This is a genomic window from Salmonella sp. SAL03688 (assembly GCF_046551895.1).
GTDB lineage: Bacteria > Pseudomonadota > Gammaproteobacteria > Enterobacterales > Enterobacteriaceae > Salmonella > Salmonella enterica.
This window is the reverse complement of record NZ_JBGDVI010000010.1, coordinates 15,546-37,562: the sequence shown is the minus strand read 5'-3', so window position 1 is coordinate 37,562 and position 22,017 is coordinate 15,546. Positions and strand designations below refer to the sequence as shown.

Here is a 22,017-nt window from a genome sequence, read left to right as displayed (position 1 = left end):
ACCCAAAGGTGAGGGGCCTCCGTTATTATGCGTGTTCTTCTTGATTATCTACAGGTAACGTAACTTCATTAACGGCGAAAACATCAATAGCGCCGTTATTGTTGTGCCCTACAGAACTCGTTGAAGGGGAATCATTAATATCATCCTCGGTCTTTCCTCTTGCATTCATTGCGTTCACAATATCCGCCGAGGAGTGATCGACTGAGAATGTTTTCTCCTTAATCAGGAAATCATCGTCCTTATCAATGAATTTCACGTCCATAGTATATTCACCATCTTCCAAAGATAGCGGAACTTCGAATATTGCTTTCTGGTTAGTTATCGGCAGAGTAAACTCTTCTCCTTCAAACATAACACTGACATTAACAATATTCTCAGGTACTGATATTTCAAAAGAAGGTGTCTGACTAATTGAACGATCTATTTCATCCCCGGAGTCAGCGTTTAACAATGTAATACTATAGGCTGTCTCCTTCACCACGCTTTCTTCCGCCACAGACGGCACTGTACGAAGATGCGTAGCGCTTTCGGCATTCACTGTTTCAGACTCCGGTGGAGTAACCGCTGTTGCCGTGGCGTCATCGCTCGCATCGTTATGCTGGCTATCCGCTGTTACCGTCACCGTTGAGTCAACCGTCACCGCTAGCGAAGCAGATTGCTGTGAGTTCCCCGCGCGATCCACCACCGTCACGCTCAGCGTGTAGGTACCGTCATTCCAGGCGGCTGGCGGCGTGAAGGTCCAGCCATCCGCGCCTTGCGTCGCCTGGTAAGTGTCTGTCACGCCGTTATGCGTCACGTTTACGGTCACCCCGGTCACGTCAGCATCAATATGCTGCAGCGTGAACTTAGGCTGGGTGTGATTCGTCACGTTATCGCTGTCTGAAGCGCCATTGTCTTCACCTGCTGCCAGCGCAATCTCCGGCACGGTCAGCGTACTGTCGATCGTAACGGTAATGGGTAACGAGTTTTTCTGATTACCCGCGGCATCGCTTGCGATTACCGATATCGTATAGGAACCATCAGCTAACGGTGTACCTGGCGTAAAGAACCAAACGCCATCGGCATTTTTTTCAGCATTATATACGGTCCCATTGATATCGACCTGAACGACCACAACATCGCTTTCCAGATTCCCGATAATAAAGGTAGGTTGCTTATCTCGCGTAATATTATCGCCCACCGTACCACTGTCTGAGTCTGGAGATAATGAAATAACGGGAACCTCTTTCATGATATCGAGAGGGACATCATCACTCCGGTTACCAATCGCATCCACACTCGTAATGGTAAACTTCCCTTCCGATGGATACGGGATCGCCATACTCCATTTACCATTATCAGGAACGGTTAACATATAAGTATTCCCATTACTATCGGTTATTATTAGCTGAGATTTGGCTTCCGCCGTCCCCTGCATAATAATTAGATCGTTGACAATATCTGAATAAGTTACGACCGGAGCGTTTGGCGGCGTTCGATCAATAAATATTTCATGTACCTCTTCCTTACGGTTGCCTGCGTTATCCTCAATACTCAACGTGATATCGTATTTCCCTTCCGGAAGCTGATCGGTCGATAACTCCCACTTCCCATTAGCCGCAACGACAGCGGTTGCCAGCGTGACCCCTGCCACGATTAATGATACCGTAGCGCCAATTTCCCCCATACCTCTCATGGTAATAGTGGAGCTATTACTCCACCAGTCCGTTTTCGATGATGATTTATTGTCATCAAGCTCGCTGGTAAATACCTGGATATGCGTATCGACCCAAATGGAATACTTTTCCTGATTTACGTTACCAGCACGGTCCGTAGATTTAACATTGATATCCAGCTGGCCTTCTGTGAAATAAAGCGGGTTCACCGGCATCTGCCAGTGGCCTTTGTCATTAGCCCAAACTTCCCCCACATTTAAGCCATTAATGATGATTTCTATTTTGCTATTGGGCTCGGCACTGCCACTAAACAATAAGTTACGTGTCGTGTCCGTTATATATATTTTGCCATCACTACCGGTCATCTCTGCTAACGTTTGTCCACCGATAGAATCAATGGCGACAGGCGTCGTATTAAAGGTATCGATAGTAAAGTTTAGCGTTTTCGAGGTAGCCGTGTTGCCTGCTTTATCGGTGATAACATAATAAATGCTATGGGAACCATCGCCCAACGGTGACTCAGGTCGATAAACTTGATTTCTGTCGGTCACCGTGATCGTATCGACTAACACCCCATCAATGAAAATCTGAACACTCTGGTTCATTTCTCCATAAATACTAAACGCAGGCCGGGTTTGACTCGTTATACTATCATTACTGAAAATACCGTTATCAGAACCTGCCATCATAACAGGATTATCGATAAACGTACTGGTATCTATCGTGACGAGTAAGCGAGGCGATTCTGCTGTATTACCTGCCGGGTCTTCGGCAACCACTCGGATAGAATATTCACCATCTTTTAACGCATTATCAAACTGATAGGACCAGGTTCCATCTTCAAGCACAAGCACATTTGCCACGATCTTTTCATCCACATAAATATGGATTGTGGCTCCCGCTTCTGCGGTGCCAACTAACACAGGCTTGTTGTGACTAGTAATCAGATCGTCAAGTGAACCAGAGTTGCTCGCATCTTCAAGGTTGAGCGTTGGGAAGTCGGTTGATGAATCGACATCCACGCTATAATCCTTGCTCACTTCAGTGTTGCCAGCAACGTCAGTAATGCTGAAATGAATATTAAACGTACCATCATCTTGCAGCAGTATCGGCGCGCGCCATGTGCCATCAGCCTCAACCATAACAACGTTGACTAATTTACCATCGACAAAGATGCTGACCTGAGAACCTGCCTCCCCGACGCCTGAGACTGACAACGCCCGGTTATTAGAGAGGGCCGGTAATGAATCTTCATCAATGTCAAAGACAGCAATTTGAGAATCGATTGTCACGGTTGTAATCGCAGACTCAACCCGGTTACCAGCAGTATCCGTAGCAACAAATTGCACCTGATACTCGCCGTCGGCGCTATTTGCCGGCATGGTATAGCTAATATTACCTGACGAACTCGCCTCTACTGTGCCTTGTAACACACCATTAATATAAACCTGTACCGTCGCGCCGGGATCGGTCATGGCAACCAGTACCGGAGACTTATTATTGGTAATCAGATCATATTTATCACCGCTATTAGTATCCCGACTTAATGAAATATCGCTGATTTCAATCTGCGTATCATGTTCTATCAGAATCTCTTTTTGTTGGCTGTTGCCCGCTTTATCTTCCGATACCACGACAAAGGCATTACTACCTTCACGCAGATCTAATTCTGCGCTCCATCGACCATCATTGCCTACCACCAGGGTAGCAATAACCACTCCCTGCGGATTCCTGATGGTTAAAGTACTTCCGGCTTCGGCAGTACCATCGATGGTGACATGAGATTTATTGGTGATCCAGTCGCCAACTTTGCCACTGTCATCAGCTTCGCGTAATACCACGGTTAACGGCGAAATTACCGTATCCAGTATCACATTCTGCGGACCAAACTCTCTGATATTGCCGGCAACATCTTCAACTTTAAACGTTAATACATAATTACCGTCATTACCCAAAGCAGGTAATACTACGCCCCAGTGTCCTGCGCCTGTCGTATAAGCAATCGCTTTTTCAACGCCATTCACAAAGATAGTGATTTTGCTGTTTGGCTCACTGGTGCCGCCAATCTCCGGCGTCACCGTGTTGATATATCCGCCCTCATGCATTCCAGATATATTCCATACCAGTTCAGCAACCTCGGTATCGATAGTGAGATCAACGGCGGTAGAACGCAGTTCGCTATTATCGCGAGGGTTGACGATACCCACCTGGACGACATAATGGCCATCTTTCATTTCCGATAACTGGAAAGTATATCGACCCGCTGTATCCGCTGTCGCCTCGCCGACCTTCACGCCATCCACATAAATACTCACAATCGTATTAGGTAACGTGCTCCCAATCAGGGTCGGCGTTTTATTATTCGTCGTAAAGTCTCCTAAGGCACCACTATCGCTCTCCTCGCTGAGCTTTATGGTTGGAGGCGTGACATCAATAACAGGTATTACTACAGGAAAGTCGACCTGCGACGATTCATTACCCGCTTTATCTTTGGCAACAATGCTCACAACATAGGAGCCTGGCGCTAATACTGATGGCGGCGTCCAACTCCATTCGCCATTCGCATTGGCGTTTGCGGAGCCGACCACTTTCCCATCCCACTGAATCATAATCGTCGAGAACGCTTCGGCAAACCCTTTGAACTCAGGACGCAGGCTGGTTGCTTCATGCTGATCATCAATAGATGGATCCGAAAGGCGAATGGTGGGATCGATCGTAACCGTATCGATAGTGAATCTTTCCTGCGTTTGCGCAGTATTTCCCGCGACATCTGTTGCGACGACGTTGATGGTATACATGCCATCCGGCAGTATATTCGGCGTCACACTCCAGTTGCCATCAGCGCCAACCGTAATCGTTTGTTTTAAAACCTCCCGACCTGACTTATCGTCAACAATGGTAATCACCAGTTTCGCATTGGGCTCTGCAGTACCTTCGAATTTGGGATTTTGCTTATTCGTAAGGTTATCGCTATTGGAATTTCCGGTATCAGACGCTGGCTCCATTCTGACACTGACGCTTGTCGTGGTATCAATGGTAAAGGGCAGCTTAGTTTCAGAAGTATTTCCGGCAATATCTCTGAAGACAACAACGGCTTCATATACGCCATCGTTTAACGCAACGGGAACCTGGAATTCCCAGAGGTTATTGCCATTTGCCGTAACCGGATAAGAAACGCCGTTAATTCTGATTACAACAGTATCAATATCGGCGGGTACATTGCCAATAACGAAACGTGGTTTAGTGACACTCGTAATATTATCAACAGCGCTTTCGCCAGTATCATCCGCATCCAGCAAATCAATACTGGGATCAGAAACAATAGTGTCTATTGTGAATGATACCTCTTTGCTAATTTTATTACCTGCGATATCTTCAGCCACTATTTCTATTTTGTAAGTTCCATCCACTAACGGTGTATCAGGGGTAAACAGCCATTTATTACCTGCCCCCTGAGTCAGTGTGCTGGATTTCCCGTTTAAAATTACCGTCACGCTCTGCAGCGGTTCTCTGGCTGAAATTTCAAAACGTGGAGAGGTAATATTCGTAATACCATCCGTAGAATCCTTTCCGGCGTCGTCCAGCATCACGACGCTCAGGCCGTCAATCTGCGTATCCACGGTGAAGCCCAGCGTGGAATTTGCCGTATTCCCTGCCCGATCCGTCGCCTGGACATGGAGAGTATAATGACCATCAGGCAATGCGCTACCTGCAGTAAATTCCCACTGCCCGGCCGCATTTTTACTGATGGGCGTCCAGTTTACGCCATCGAAAGAAACCAGCACCGATGTCACATCATCAGGCGTTGCAATTTCAAAAGAGGGACGGGTAGCATTGGTGACATTATCGTGATCGTTGACGCCGCTATCTGTTGTTAACGTAACACTGTCAATCTGAACCTGCGTGTCGATTTCAATCTTCAGTTCGGCCGATGTTTTGGTATTACCAGCAATATCCGTTACGGTAACAGAGATCGTATGCTGACCGTCAGACAGCGGTTGATCCGGCGTAAAGGTTAAATTCCCCCCTGTGTTTTCAATGGTGTAATCCCGACCATCAATATGAACCACAATGTGTGATACATCATTATCGACATTACCGATAATAAACACCGGTTTGTTAATCCTGGTAAGATTATCATTAGTATCATCACCAGTATCATGGGTGGGATCGAGTACAATTGTCGGCTCTCGCAGAGTCGTATCAATCGTAAACTGCAGCGTTTCTTGCGCAACGTTGCCGGCGATATCAGTCACATCAACCAAGAGAGTGTGTTGCCCATCAGGTAATGCCGAACCGACATTAAATATCCAGCGGCCATCCCCTCCTTTTGTGAGTTCAATCCAATTAGCGGCGTTATCGATTTTAACGCGCACATGGGTAATATCATCAGCGGTAACAATACTAAACTGCGGCTTGTCGACTTTGGTAATGTTATCTACATCACTATCACCGCTATCTGTAACCAACGTGACGCTTTCAATTTCAGCCGTCGTATCTATCACAACAGGTAATGGTTTCGATGTCGCGGTATTTCCGGCCTTATCTTCAACCGTAACGGTAATATTATAAGAACCATCCGGAATGGCATTGCCTGGCGTAAATTGCCAACCAGCCCCAACCTTAGTCGCGCTATAATCATGACCATCAATCGTCACCACGACTTTGATAACATCGGGGTCAACATTACCAATCGTAAAGGTGGGTCGTGAAATATTAGTGATATTATCGGCTGTATTCGCTCCGGTATCTTGTCCTGCGTCTAAAGCAATAGTCGGAACCTGTATATTAGTATCGATATTAAATACTAAATCTTTATTCGCAATATTACCTGCCTCATCCGTGGCCTCTACGCGAAGGGTATATGTGCCGTCAACCAGAGTATTCGGGCTGTCAAAAATCCACTGTCCGTCGGCATTTTTGCGTATCACATTCCAGTTAGCGCCACCATCCAGGGTTACGCGTACCTGGACGACATCACCGGGAACGTCAATTCTGAATGACGGTTTGGCAACATTCGTTAATTGATCATTCTGCACGCCAGTATCATTAAGCAATACGATATTGTTAATGGTTGTCGTGGTATCAATACGCACCTCAAACGGCGCAGATTCTTTTACATTCCCCGCCAGATCTTCCACCACAACGGCTAACTGATATGAGCCATCAGCCCAGCTCGCAGAAGGCGTAAAGCGCCATTGACCATTGGTGAATACCGCCGCTTCCTCGTGCGTTTTACCGTTGTAAGTTACTTTGACCATCACGCGCGTAACGTCAGAATCAACCTGGCGTATGTCGAACACAGGCCGATCGTGATTGGTGAGGCGATCGCCAACAGTACCGCTATCTTCGCCAGCTGCCAGTTCAATCACCGGCGTAGTCAACGTACCGTCTATCGTCACCTTTAAAGGCGCGGATGTTTGCTGGTTGCCTGCCACATCTGTTACCGTCACGGTGAATGTGTAGCTACCGTCCGCCAAAGCAGAATCCGGTCGATAGCGCCAGCCGTCGGCTGATTCGGTGAGTACCACCGTTTTAAACGTGCCGTTATGCTCAATACTCAATTCCACGTGTCGAACATCTTTATCGATACTCCCCAACACAAATACCGGCTGAGTGACGCTGGTCAGATTATCGTTCTTATTCTGTCCGGTATCCTGATCGGGCGCCAGCTCAATGGTTGGCGTCAACAACGTGATGTCGATAGTGAAATCGAGCGTCCCCGTCATCTTATTACCCGCACCGTCAGTCACTTCCACGATCAGGGTATGCTGTCCCTCTGGCATATCCGTCGGCCAGGTGTAATCCCAAATGCCAGCCGTCGAACTCTTGATTGCAGTAACCCAGGTCGTGCCGCCGTCAATACTCAGAAGAACCTTTTCCACATCATCCGGTACCGAGATCTGGAACTGCGGACGCACATGTTTTGTCACATTATCGCCAGGGACGCCGCTATCGTTGACTAATTCAATATGATCAATGGCTATTTGCGTATCCACTGTCACCGTCAGCGGCGTAGACGGACGCGTATTTCCCGCCCGATCCTCCACTGTCACCGTCAGCGTATAATCACCGTCGCCCCACGGCGCTGGCGGTGTAAAGCTCCAGCCTCCAGCCCCCTGTGTCGCGGTAAACGAGGTTGTCGTTCCATTATGCGTGACGCTGACTGTAACGTTGATAACATCCGAATCGATATTCTGCAGAATAAAGGTCGGTCGGGTGCGATTGGTCATATCATCGCCAGGCGTACCGGTATCATCCGTGCTATCCAGCGCAATAGTCGGCGTCGACAACCGGGTGTCGATGAAAAATTCAAGCGTTTGCGTCGCCGTATTGCCCGCTCTGTCGGTGACCATGACGGTTAGGGTGTGTTTTCCATCGCCCATATCCGTTGGCCAGGTATAGCCCCAGACGCCTTCAATACCCTGCGCCGCGCTCACCCAGTTTGCGCCCCCATCAATGCTCAGTTGCACAGAATTCACATCCGCCGGCACCGTGATCTCAAACTGCGGACGGGTGCTGTTAGTTAGATTGTCATCAGGCACGCCATGATCATTGACCAATGTAATATCAGTAATGCTGGTTTGCGTATCTACCGTCACTATCAGCGGAGTGGACTGACGAACGTTTCCTGCGTTATCCGTTACCTCTACCGTCAGTGTATAGCTACCGTCCGCCCAGTCAGCATCTGGCGTAAAGCGCCACTGTCCTCCAACCTGGGTTAGTGTCACTTCCTGGCTATTGCCGCCCTGTGTGATCCGCAAAATGACCGAGTGCGCATCGGCGTCAATATTGCCAATGGTAAAGCCCGGTCTTTTGACGCTCGTAATATGATCGCCAATGGCACCTGTATCGTCCCTGCTATCCATAGCGATGGTAGGCGTTGACAGCCGGGTATCAATGGTAAAATCGAGCGTCTGCGTCGTCTTATTTCCCGCCTTATCGGTCGCTTCTACCGTCAGGGTATGTAGCCCGTCGGTCACATCTTTCGGCCAGGTGTAATCCCAGATCCCTGCCGTGCCCTGTGTTGCACGAACCCACGTATTACCGCCGTCGATACTCAGACGTACCTCGTTGACATCCCCTGGCACCGTGACGCGGAAGTGTGGACGAACGTCATTGGTCAGGTTGTCGCCGGGAATACCGTTATCATTAACCAGTTCAATAACATCAATGGTGATTTGGGTATCAACCGTGACCGTCAGCGGCGCTGAGTATTTTACGTTCCCCGCATCATCCTCCACCCTCACCGTCAGCGTATAGTCGCCATCTGCCCATGTGCCGGTCGGTGTCACGCTCCAGATGCCGGTCGCGCCTTTGGTGGCCGTCAGCACTTCTTTCGTGCCGCCATACTGCACCTCAACCGTGACATACCGCGCGTCTGCGTCAATATTGCCCAGTATAAACGTCGGCTTATTCGCGTTGGTCAGGTTATCGCCTTTTGTTCCGCTGTCGTCCGTGCTGTCCAGCACGATAGTCGGTTCTGACAGCATGGTATCGATGATGAAGTCCAGTTTCTGCGTCGTCTGGTTTCCCGCCTTGTCGGTCGCCTCTACTGTCAGGGTATGCTTCCCCTCTCCCACATCAGCCAGCCAGGTATAATCCCAGACGCCCGGCGTCGCGCTCTGGGTAGCGTTGAACCACGTCTTGCCGCCGTCAATGCTCAGGCGTACCTCGTTAACATCCGTCGGTACCTTCACCTGGAAGTGCGGACGCACGTTATTAGTCAGATTATCGTCGGGAATACCGCTGTCATTGACCAGTTCAATGTTATTAATGGCGATTTGCGTGTCCACCGTCACCGTCAGCGATGCAGAATGGCTGGTGTTCCCCGCTTTATCTTCGACTGACACACTCAGGGTATAATCGCCCGCCCCCCATGATGTCGGCGGCGTAAAGGTCCATCCGCCTACGCCTTTCGTGGCGTCAAATGTGGTGGTGACGCCGCCATGCTCCACGCTGACCGTAACGCGAACGGCATCATCATCAATATGTTGCAGGTTAAATGTCGGCTGGGTGCGATTGGTCATGTTATCGCCCTGGATGCCGGTGTCGTCCGCGCTATCCAGTACGATGACCGGCGTCGACAGCGTGGTATCAATAGTGAAGTGGAGTGTCTCCGTCACCGTATTACCCGCATTGTCAGTCGCTTTCACATTCAGCGTATAGTCGCCATCCGGCACGGTGCCCGGCCAGGTATAATTCCAGACGCCCGGCGTCGCGCTCTGTGTCGCCTTAACCCAGGTCACGCCACCGTCAATGCTCAGACTGACTTCGTTAACGTCCCCCGGTACCGTCACGCGGAACTGCGGATGGGCGTCGTTAGTCATATTGTCGCCGGGAATACCGTTATCATTAACCAGTTCAATAGCATCAATGGTGATTTGGGTATCAACAGTGACCGTCAGCGACGCTGAGTGTTTTTCGTTCCCCGCCTCATCTTCCACCCTCACTGTCAGCGTATAGTCGCCATCTGCCCATGTACCGGTCGGTGTCACGCTCCAGTTGCCGGTCGCGTCTTTGGTGGCCGTCAGCACCTCTTTCGTGCCGCCATGCTGCACCTCAACCGTGACATACCGCGCGTCTGCGTCAATATTGCCCAGTAAAAACGTCGGCTTATTTACGTTGGTCAGGTTATCGCCTTTTGTTCCGCTGTCGTCCGTGTTGTCCAGCACGATAGTCGGTTCTGACAGTAGGGTATCGATGATGAAGTCCAGTTGCTGCGTCGTTTTGTTTCCCGCCTTGTCGGTCGCCTCCACTGTCAGGGTATGCTTACCCTCTCCCACATCAGCCAGCCAGGTATAATCCCAGACGCCCGGCGTCGCGCTCTGGGTAGCGTTGAACCACGTCTTGCCGCCGTCAATGCTCAGGCGCACCACGTTGACATCCGTCGGTACCGTCACCTGGAAGTGCGGGCGCGCTTCATTGGTCAGATTATCGTCGGGAATACCGCTGTCATTGACCAGTTCAATATGGTCAATGGCGATTTGCGTATCGATGGTGACCGTCAACGGCGCTGAGTGGCGAATATTACCCGCCTCATCTTTCACCGTTACCGTCAGCGTATAGTCGCCATCAGTCCACGCGCTGCCGGGTACAAAACGCCACTGCCCGTTAGTCTGCGTCAGCTCCACCTCCTCGCTGTGACCATCGCGCATCACCTGCACGACGACCTGAGTCACGTCAGAATCAATACCGCCGATAATAAAACCCGGCGTTTTAACGTTAGTCTTATTATCGTTGGCGGTGCCGCTATCATCTGCGCTATCCAGCGTGATGGTCGGTGTCGACAATGTGGTATCAATGATAAAATTGAGCGTTTCCGTCGCCGTGTTGCCTGCAACATCGGTTGCTTTCACTGTCAGGGTATACGTATTTTCGACCAGATCTGTCGGCCATATATACTCCCAAACGCCGTCGGACGTCAGCGTTGCGTTAACCCAGTTGATGCCGCCATCAAGACTCAGTTGCACAGAGTTCACGTCCGTCGGTACCGTAATATGAAACTGTGGACGTGCTTCATTGGTCAGGTTATCCCCGACAATACCCGTGTCATTAAGAAGTTCAATGCGATCAATAGACGTTTGCGTATCGATAGTCACCGTCAGCGGCGCAGAATAATTTGTATTACCCGCCTTATCTTCTACCTTTACCGTCAGCGTATAGTCGCCATCGGTCCAGGCTGCGCCCGGCGTAAAGCGCCACACACCGCCGTTCTTAATCAACTCTATCTGTTGGTTCTTACCATCATGCGCCACCGTCACCACCACTTTGGTCACGTCGGCGTCGATATTACCGAGGGTAAAGCCTGGCATCTTAACGTTGGTGATGTTATCGCCAGCGGCGCTGTCATCCGCACTGTCCAGGGTAATCGTCGGTTCTGACAGCATGGTATCGATGATGAAGTCCAGTTTCTGCGTCGTTTTGTTTCCCGCCTTGTCGGACGCTTCCACCATCAGGGTGTGAGGGCCGTTAGCCACATTCGTCAGCCAGGTATAATCCCAGACGCCCGACGTCGCGCTCTGCGTGGCGTCAAACCACGTTTTGCCGCCATCAATACTCAGTCTTACACCGTTAACATCCGCCGGTACTGTCACCTGAAAGTGCGGGCGCGCTTCATTGGTCAGATTATCGCCGGGGATACCGCTGTCGTTAACCAGTTCAATACGGTCAATGGCGATATGCGTGTCCACTGTCACCGTCAACGGCGCGGACTGCTTCACATTTCCGGCCCTATCTTCTACCTTCACCGTCAGGATATAGTCGCCGTCCGCCCAGTCGCTGGTCGGCGCAAAGCGCCACTGTCCGCCGGTCTGAACCAGTGGCACCTCCTGTTTAATGCCATTGTGCATTACCTCCACTGTTACCCGGCTGACATCGGTATCAATATTGTTGAGGGTAAAGCCCGGCGTTTTAACATTGGTGATATTATCGCCCGCGATGCCGCTGTCATCTGCGCTGTCCAGCGAGAGGGTCGGCACAGACAGAGTGGTATCGATGGTGAAATCGAGCGTCTGTGTTGTCTTATTTCCCGCCTCATCGGTCGCTTCTACCGTCAGGGTATAGCCTCCGTCGGCCACATCATCCGGCCAGATATAATCCCAGACGCCCGGCGTCGCGTTCTGGGTAGCGTTGAACCACGTCTTGCCGCCGTCAATGCTCAGGCGCACCACGTTGACATCCGTCGGCACCGTCACCTGGAAGTGCGGACGCACGTTATTAGTCAGATTATCGTTGGGAATACCGCTGTCATTGACCAGTTCAATGTTATTAATGGCGATTTGCGTGTCCACCGTCACCGTCAACGATGCAGAATGGCTGGTGTTCCCCGCTTTATCTTCGACTGACACACTCAGGGTATAATCACCATCCGCCCACGCCCCTGTCGGCGTAAAGCTCCATCCGCCTACGCCTTTCGTGGCGTCAAATGTGGTGGTGACGCCGCCATGCTCCACGCTGACCGTAACGCGAACGGCATCATCATCAATATGCTGCAGGGCAAATGTCGGCTGGGTGCTATTCGTCATGTTATCGCCCTGGACACCGGTATCGTCCGCGCTATTCAGTACGATGACCGGCACTGACAGCGTGGTATCCACCGCGAAATCGATGGTCTTCGTCACTGTATTGCCTGCTTTATCAGTCGCTTCCACCGTTAGCGTGTATTGACCATCTGCCAGGTCTGTCGGCCAGATATACTCCCAGCTTCCTGCCACGCCCGGAGTTGCCTGAACCCACGAATTACCACCGTCAATGCTCAGACGGACTTCATTGACATCCGTCGGTACCGTCACACGAAAGTGGGGACGGTCGTCATTGGTCATATTATCGCCTTTCACGCCGCTATCGTTGACCAGTTCCACCCCATCAATGGCGATTTGGGTATCGATAACGACCGTCAGCGGCGCTGAGTAGTTGGTATTTCCTGCCTTATCTTCTACTTTCACCGTTAACGTGTAGCTGCCATCCGCCCACGTATTCCCTGGTGTAAATAACCAACTACCATTGAGGTGAGAAAGTTCGATCTCTTCGCTCACGCCATTGTGCATCACCTGTACGACGACCCGATGCGCATCGGCATCAACACCGGAAATAGCAAAACCTGGCTTATTGATATTGGTCAGGTTATCGCCTGTAACCCCCGTATCATCCTTAGAAAGCAGGGAAATCACCGGCGTTGATACTGTGGTATCGATAGTAAAATCGAATACCGCGCTGTTCGCTTTATTACCCGCAATGTCCTCAACCTTGACATAAACCTGATGCAAGCCTTCCGTTAAATCTGAAGTAAAGGTATAGGCCCATGAACCATCAGGTTGTTGCGTGGCAACACCGATCTGCGTATCAGACGCGGCATCCCATACCTGAACACTGATAATGTCCGGATCAATATCTTTTAGGTGCAAGGTAGGTTTAACGATATTCGTTAAATTATCATCTGAAATTCCCGAATCTGAATCCGGGCTCAATGAAACTATCGGTATTGAAATAGCAGTATCGACGCTAATTAAGAAAGGATCCGAATGGGCAATGTTGCCAGCGATATCTTCAACTGAAGCAGTTATTCTATGATCGCCATCAACCAAACCTTGATCGGCTTTCAGAGTATACTCCCATCTGCCATCTTTATTTGTTCTGACCTCAGCGATCAGTGCACCATCAATATAGAGTTTAACCGTTGAATAGGGTGCAGCAGTTCCTGTCAGTGCAGGATTCTTTTCATTAATAATATGGTCTGTATTATCAACCCCCGTATCGTTGACCAACTCTATTGTTGGTTTTTGCGTTTGCGTTACGATTTGGAAATTATACGCTGATGAGGAGGCAGTATTACCGGCAATATCTTCTACCTTTACCGTTACGTCATGCGAGCCATCGGATAACGCTGTGGTAAATTGAAAATTCCATACACCATCATCGCCAGCAATAGCCTCGCCACTTAACACACCGTCGACATAGATGGAAACCTTAGCATTAGCTTCAGCCATCCCGGTAAACAACGGCGTATTAATTTTAGTAATCATATCGCCTTTAACGCCAGAATCAGCGCTATCATGCAACATAACAGTAGGGATCGGCGTAAAGCTATCAATGGTAAGCTGATAATCTACAGATGACGTTCTTCCTAAAGGATCGATGGATTCAACCGTAATCTTATAAACATTGTCAGACAGATTTCGGGAAATATCAAAATTCCAGTTACCGTCTGCATCCGCAGTCGTCACGCCTATCGTTTTACCATCGATAAGGATATTTACGGTAGCAAACCTATCCGCTGTTCCCAGTAATGTCAGAGCATTATGTTTATTGGTAATCCAGTCGCCTTTTGCACCGGAATCATCACTGGCATCGAGTTCCGCTTTTGGAGGTACAACTTCAGTTTGAATAGTAAAAGAATATTTAACAGTAGAGGATTTATTACCGGCGGCATCCTGAGAAATGATTTCAATATCATAGGCGCCCTGAAGAAATTTATTACTAAACTGATAATTCCAGGTCCCGTTTGAGTCAACCTCAATGCTGTCATATAATTTACCATCTCGCATCAATAAGATGGTAGACTTTGGCTCTGCCGTACCGACTAAAGCCGGTAAATCATTCCCTGATAAAATTATACCATTCGGTAAAACAACAAAATCCTCCAAAGAAACCGTCGGAGGTACAGGGGCAACAGTATCGATAACGTAACTAAAGGAAAAATCCTTTTTGTTGCCAGCGACATCTTCAACGGTGAACGTAAGATTGTTAACCCCTTCCACTGAGTCGGAAGTGAAATTGAACGTCCATTCACCCTGGTCATTCGCTTTAAAAATAACCTCTTCGCCAGTCTCACTATTTATGACACTGATAATAGCATTTGGCTCAGTTTTACCTGTAAAGGTTGGGCGAGTATTGTTAGTAACGTTATCTCCGACAATACCGCTATCATCAGTCGTTTCAATCTCAGCGCTGAAATAGCTGATACGTGTATCAATAGTAAAAGGCAGATTTGCCGTCGCTGAGGTATGCCCGGCAATATCAGTAGCAGTTGCTGTTATATTGTATTCGCCATCCTTGAGCGGCGTAGTAAGCGTATAGCTCCATGTCCCATCTTTAGCAACAATGACCTCACCAAGATGTTTAAGTCCAAGATAAATAGAGACTGTAGAACCGGGTTCCGCCACACCAATAAATGTTGGCAGGGTGCTATTTGTAATGTTGTCATTTTTAATGCCGGAATCACTACTATCATCCAGCTCAATCGTCGGCTTTTCCGGAGGAATGGTGTCGGTTATGATACTATCCGTCGTTTCGTTTTTATTACCTGCTTTATCTACAGCAACGACTTTTATACTATTTTCGCCCTCAGATAATTCATTATCCTTAAATTCATAACTCCAGTTTCCATCTTTATCGACATCAACGCTGGCAACCAGTTTATTATCTACATAAATGTCAACCTTAGCATTCTCTTCCGCCGTACCAACAATTGAAGGCGTCAAGGTCGGCGTTAAGCCCTTATGACCGGACACACTACTTTCAGGCGAAAGTTCAAATGTTGGTTTATCGGTAACGGAATCGATAGTAATGACAAGTTTGGCGCTACCGCTCCCATCAGCAGTCTTGGCCTCTGCCTCCAGATTATATGTTCCATCAGTCAATGTTTCAGGCGCAGTGAAGGTGAAGTTACCCAAACTATCCGCTACAGCCTGACCGACAGCAATACCATTAATTTTAATAATGACCGTGGCATTGGGAGCAGTGCTACCTACAAACTGAGGTTTGGTAAAATTAGTTATACTATCATCTTTGCTACCGCTGTTACTTTCGGCCGCAAGCGCTAATGTGACTTTAAGCGGCTCTTTAACAGACTCAGCATCGAGCTTATTTTCCTCATTTTTACTGCTATTACTTTTGCCAGTACTGGTATTTTTATTAATAGGTTGAGGAAGAACTTTTTCAGCATCGTTCTGTTTAGAAGCCTGCGTTGCTTTAGCCTGTGTATTTTGCTGGGAAGCATCGCTTTGCTGAGCCAGATTGTCTTTTGCTACATTGTCAGCCAAAAAGTTCTGCAGCATTTCTTCAATTTGCTTTGACGAGTTCTGTACTTCAAACGCTTCATTGAGCGCTTTTTCTGCAGCCTCCTTAGCTTTCTCTGCTTCTTCCTTCGCCTTATCAGCTTCTTTCTTTGCATTTTCAGCATCGTCAAGCTGCTTTTTTAATTCCTCTTCTTCCTTCTTATTTCGTCGTTTGCCATTACCTTTCTTTTCTACCTGAGCAGAATCAACCAATGAGCTGTCAATTCTCTCCAGTTGAATATCTTTTAAATCTACGCTGCCCAGAATTTTAGCGCCGGTAATAGTCTTATCTTTAAATTTAACAGCGAGGTTATTGCCTTTGATACTTGAATAAAGAGCGCCATTGACAATGATCACTGAACCACGCGGCGTGGTAATGTTCATGTCTGGCCCGGAAAGAGAAACTTTTGCGCCTTTGGCATTACCCAAAGAAGATAAATCAATTACAGAATTTTGATCGGCAAAAAACTTTTGTATGCTTTTATTTCCCATAATATTATATTCACTCTCAAGGTGTATCTAATCGTTTAGTATTAACTGGTTCTGAAAAGGCTTTGTCCACGCCTTTCATCAAGGGAGATAACAGGTATTCCATAATGCTGTGTTTTCCGGTAATTACACTGGCGTCAACAGTCATACCTGGTTTTAACCACCGTAAATCATCTTCATTAACATCGAATGCAATAATTACTTTATAATAACGCTGAATTGTTCCTCCGGTATTTTCCTCATAGGAATCAGGGCTAATATTATCGATAGTCGCATTATACGATTTTATCTTTGGTTGGATAATTGACTGCACATCCAGTTTAACGGCTTCATCTACATATATTTGGTCACGGTATTTGGGTAATATTTTCACATCGGCCAGCATAGTCCTTACTTTTGGTTTTATTTCAAAAAGTAAGTCCGCCGCCTGAATCACACCACCATGAGTAGTGGCACTTTTATTGATTTTATAAATTACACCGTCAACCGGTGAATAGATATCCTCCTCATTTATCTGCTTCTCTATTACTTTTAATGTAGAGTTAACAACCTCAAGTTCCTGAAGATTTTTAGATATTATTTTAGATAAAGATAGTCGCAATTCATTATTAAGCGCCTCAATATCATTAACAACCAGCTCAATATCATCTTTTTTTAAAGTGATGCTACTTTCAATATCATTAATTTCAGACTTAACTTTTATATACGCCTGTTTCTTGTTAAGAAAATTGGTATATGGGCTAATTCCTTTTTTTACCAGTGGGGAAAGAATATTTATTTCTTCGGCAAGCAATGCGAGTTCTTTTTCTTTCGAACTCAGCTTCTCTTGTAATCCGCTAATCTCAGAATCAAGAGAGGTTTTTTTTAACTCTTTAGCTCTTATCTGACTATGCACTAATTCAATATTCGCTTTTACCTCTTTATTACTTAAAGAACGGGTGCCATCCAGGGTAATCAATCCACTCTCATTTTCTTTATCAAGAATGAAAGATATTTCGTTAACATCTTTATCCAGATACCCTTTTTGAGTTCTATACCTTTGATATTCTTTTTGCAGATCAAGGTTAACGACCTTTGCAAGGAGTTCTCCTTTTTTTACAGTATCACCCTCGGCTACATAAATATCTTGTATCGTCCCTCCTTTAGAAAGAGATATTAACTGAGCATTATCTTTAGTGGTGATAACGCCCTGACCATGAACCACTGAATTAATTTCTATAAAGTAGGTAAGGATAATAATTAAGATCGTCAAAGAAATAATTATCATCATGAGATGATCGCTTTGTCTTCTATTCATTTCATTACATTTAACTCACTTTCAGTATTTCCTTTTAAATAATCCATTAAATGAAAAATCAATGAGAGTTGCTGTAACTTTAAAATATACAGGCTATATTTGCTGTCGATCATGCTTACATATGCCTGAAATGCTTCATTACGGCTTGAAATTAAATCAAGCAAACTTTTTTGCCCTAACTGAAACTCCTGCTCATATAATTCAGTAAGCTGTAACGCGTTTGTATGTGAACGTTCCGCCACTGAGTAAGTCTCTTTTGCAGCGGCGTATCTTGAAAGTTGCGAATCAATGTTATAACGCGTTTTAATCAAAAAATCGTCAATTTGCAGCTTAGCCTGCGAGTAACTTGCCACCATTTTTCTTTCCTGGGCTGAATTTCTGAACCCATTAAAAATGTTGAAACTGACATTGATACCCGTTTTAAATTCATCTTCATAATCACTTTTTTTGGCACTACCGCTCGGATTATTCTGTACATAGCTGGACACGAGATCTACAGTCGGAAAATAGGATGATTTTGCGGCATTAATATCTTCGGTCGCGGCTTTTCGGGTATTGACAAGCATCTTATAGTCATCGTTGTATTTCATCACCATGTCCATAAGTTTTTCAGGACTTTCGACAAAGATATATTTTTTGAAGAGGTTGAATTTTTCATCGCTTTGAATCTGATCTGGTGACAAATTCAGACCAGTCATATTCTGCATTTTATACATTTCATCATCCAACATCGACTGATACATAATGCTTCTGGTATTTAATGCATCGATAGATACTTGTACTTTACGCATATCAGATTGCATAGCTACACCGGAAGATACCAGCAGCGAAAAAGTTTCCAGCATCTTTTTATAAAACTCTTTCTCCAGATTTACGCCATCAATCATTTCACGATATTTACTGATGTTGTAATAGGTTGTCACAACCTCCTGAGACACTATATTCTTTGTTTTTTCATAGTCAGTTTTACTATTATCTCTTTCATATTCAGATTTCCTGATATTAGCCCCTCTCACTCCAAAATCCGTTATTCGGTATGATAAGGACACCTTATTTTCAACGTTTCTCTCGGTACCTGACGACTCCTTTCTGTTATTATTAAGGCCAGATGTTAGATCCAGGGTAGGATAAAGTGCTGCCCGTGAAAGATCTAAGTCACTGTTTTTCTTTTCAGTCTCATAATATGAAACAGCAACAGAGGGCTGATGCGTTAATGCGGCATTAACTAAATCTCTTAGAGGAATGACCGGAAGCTCGCTGGCGTATGTACTTTGTGTAATAAAAGCAGTCGTCAGAAAAAATATCTTAATCTTCATTTTTTTCCTCCTTGTTTAACAAACGTTGCTTTACTATTTCCTGATGCATAGATGTTATTTTTTCCATTAATGGCATATAGGTATCACGGTAGCTAACCATTTCAGCACTAATCTCTTTAGTATTGGTAATAATCTTTTTATCAGTAGCCGATAGATCGGATAGAGCTAAATGAACATTGTTCATATCCTCATCCATTTCTTTTCTCAGCCCATCGAGAGTATGAGAAATATCGGCACTGCCAGCGGCAATATCGTTTATGGTCTTACCATGTGAAAGAGATTCCTGATAACATTTATCAACTGATGTCATTATTGAATCATTCTTTTTATCTATAATATTTTGTATTGTACTCATTGCCTCCAGTCGTGCATTATTATCAGCAAGCAGGATATTACCTTCAGATAAACGAGAGGTAATTGTTATTACACCGTCAGATAATTTTTTGAGATTTTCGTTACTGCTTACCAGATAACCATCAATCAGCGTAGAAATTTGTTCCAGTTTTGCTGAGTTATCCAATAGTCGGTTTTGCAAAGTGACAAAGCTATCTGATAGCATCTCTCGTTTCTTTTCTTCATCCTGCGTCCGTAAGTTTTCAACTGTCAGGTAGTTATCAAAAAACGCTTTAAACAACTCTTTAAATTCTACAAGCGTCTCTGATTCAACCCGCAGGCTTCGCTGTTTATTATTGGATCTGTTGCTTATGATTTTTAATTTTTTGATTTCCGTAGAAACAAGGGAATAGGAGCTGCGAACAAAAACACTTTGTGAGGTCAGGAGTATGGCGCAAACAACACCATAGATAGAAGATACAAATGCGGTATTCATCCCTTTCAATGGTTCAGAAAGCGACGCTACCATTGTCACGATCATATTGAGTGTATTACTTGCATTATCACCGCCAACATCTGATGGCGAGCTCAATAAGTTCCCGATTGAACCAATCGTAATAGACAGACCCGCAAACGTCCCCAACAGGCCAACAAGCGTCGACACATTGCTACAGCTCATAATAAATGACAATCGTTGATTACGGGCGGTAGACACATTGTCATCTAATTCCATCAGTAAATTGAAATCACACTGTTTGGGCTCCCCGGCAAACAAAACCTGATTGAGGTTAGAAAGAATGCTATTTTTTCTACTGGCGTCCTGAGCTATTAATATGTCTTTTGCTGAAATATTTTTAAGAATAGTGAATAATGCACACAAAGAACCTGTAATATAAATGGCAATAATGACTCCATTGTAAATTGCAGAAACCATAAAGTTATCAAAAACATACTCTCTTATACCGGGAAAAGATAAAGCGAAAAAAGGGAGTATGGCAAGGAAAAAACAGACAAACAAATAGCGGTAATGATTTATATATTTCACTCTGACACCTTTTTATTAATAGTCGTGATAATAGCTTTACTCGTTGTACTTGATGCTGCGGAGTTAACACTCATGTCAATAACTACATCAGGATATATTTTCTTAATCTCTTTCATTAAAATAATTCCCCGTTCATATCCCAGTCGTAAAGAGTCAGAGAAAGAGATGTCTGCCTGAGGAATAACCATTTCTATCAATAAATTACTATTAGTTTTGTCTTCTAACCAAGCCTTTATTTTATGAGTATCCTCTTCTGAAAAGCTTCTCAGCCTGCCATGATACGTAATAACAAGCTCATTTTTTGTAGACGTTATATCAGTTTTCTGACCATCGGCGATATCGTATACTCCAACCTCCTTACCTGACATTGTAGTCATTCCGTCCGACACATCTTGAGTATTCACTTCCTTATTAACTATTTCATTAGGATTTGAATCGTCATTGGCTCCGCTATTTTGAGCAGTAGATTTAGTCTTATTCTCTATATTTGCTTTATAAACTTTAATTGAGTTGTCATACATAATAATCATATTATTAAGTGCAAACACCAACATAAGAAATATAAAAATACACAATACCGTAGAGAATGTATCAACAAAACTAGGCCACGGATTACTTTCGTCTTCCATGTTGTCTCCTGATATTACATTGTGAATAAAATGTTTTTGTGGATTAGAAAGGATAAAGGATGCTCAACTTATTCAGAAAGTGAACGCTACCGCCCTTGGCTTACTGCTACCAATACGCTTTATAGATTTCAGTTTTCCTACATCTCGTAATCAGAAAAATAAAAACAACGACGCCATTTTTATGCGCCCACAACAAAGATGAGTGCTTTAATTAAAAACACTCTTCATTTTTTAATTAGGTAGACATCAATTATTGCACTAACTATATCTTCCCCAATAATAGGTATCGCATAAGCTCTCAGCTCATAAATAAAAAATAGTCATCAGCAAATTAAAACCACCCGCCGATAAATAGATTTGTTAGCTAATCATTGAAACTCTAAATCATTTTAAGGACATATTTCTTTTTAATACGCGTTATAACCATACGTATTTAATAAATTTGCCTCCAGAGGATAAAATGAATTTTCACAATTAAAACATAGGGTCATAGGGACTTCAATATAACTTAAATCATTGAAAATATAATAAGTGGGGAGTAAAAAATCAGAATTGCGTAAAAAAATACACAAATAAAACCATTTTTTATATAAAGCCAGCTATAAGTAACAATTTTATCTTCAGCAATTAAAAATAAAGCAAGATACACATATCATATTTGAGCTCATCACAAGCTAAAGCAAACATTTAATTAA

5 protein-coding genes are annotated in these 22,017 nt (G+C 45.4%); all 5 read right to left on the bottom strand.

Translation table 11 applies throughout. The features are described 5' to 3' along the window. Positions 1-25 precede the first annotated feature (25 nt). The 5 genes from siiE to siiA are packed head-to-tail and all read right to left on the bottom strand — an operon-like array spanning position 26 to position 21,322. Positions 26-16,705 carry a non-fimbrial adhesin SiiE gene (gene siiE / locus ACLJR2_RS12080; protein ID WP_001534556.1) on the bottom strand — a complete coding sequence of 5,560 codons (16,680 nt, stop codon included), beginning with the start codon at positions 16,703-16,705 and terminating at the stop codon, positions 26-28. A gap of 16 nt (positions 16,706-16,721) precedes the next feature. After that, positions 16,722-17,999 carry an SPI-4 type I secretion system protein SiiD gene (siiD, locus tag ACLJR2_RS12075; RefSeq protein ID WP_001081935.1) on the bottom strand — a complete coding sequence of 426 codons (1,278 nt, stop codon included), beginning with the start codon at positions 17,997-17,999 and terminating at the stop codon, positions 16,722-16,724. Beyond that, complete coding sequence (gene siiC, locus ACLJR2_RS12070; protein WP_001534559.1) at positions 17,996-19,315, bottom strand: SPI-4 type I secretion system protein SiiC; 1,320 nt, start codon at positions 19,313-19,315, stop codon at positions 17,996-17,998. Before siiC ends, siiD begins: the two co-directional genes overlap by 4 nt. Then, complete coding sequence (locus tag ACLJR2_RS12065; protein ID WP_000875183.1) at positions 19,305-20,693, bottom strand: MotA/TolQ/ExbB proton channel family protein; 1,389 nt, start codon at positions 20,691-20,693, stop codon at positions 19,305-19,307. Before ACLJR2_RS12065 ends, siiC begins: the two co-directional genes overlap by 11 nt. Further along, on the bottom strand, positions 20,690-21,322 hold the full coding sequence (gene siiA / locus ACLJR2_RS12060) for an SPI-4 type I secretion system auxiliary protein SiiA (protein ID WP_000389232.1): 633 nt from the start codon (positions 21,320-21,322) through the stop codon (positions 20,690-20,692). Before siiA ends, ACLJR2_RS12065 begins: the two co-directional genes overlap by 4 nt. Between the last annotated feature and the right edge of the window lie 695 nt (positions 21,323-22,017).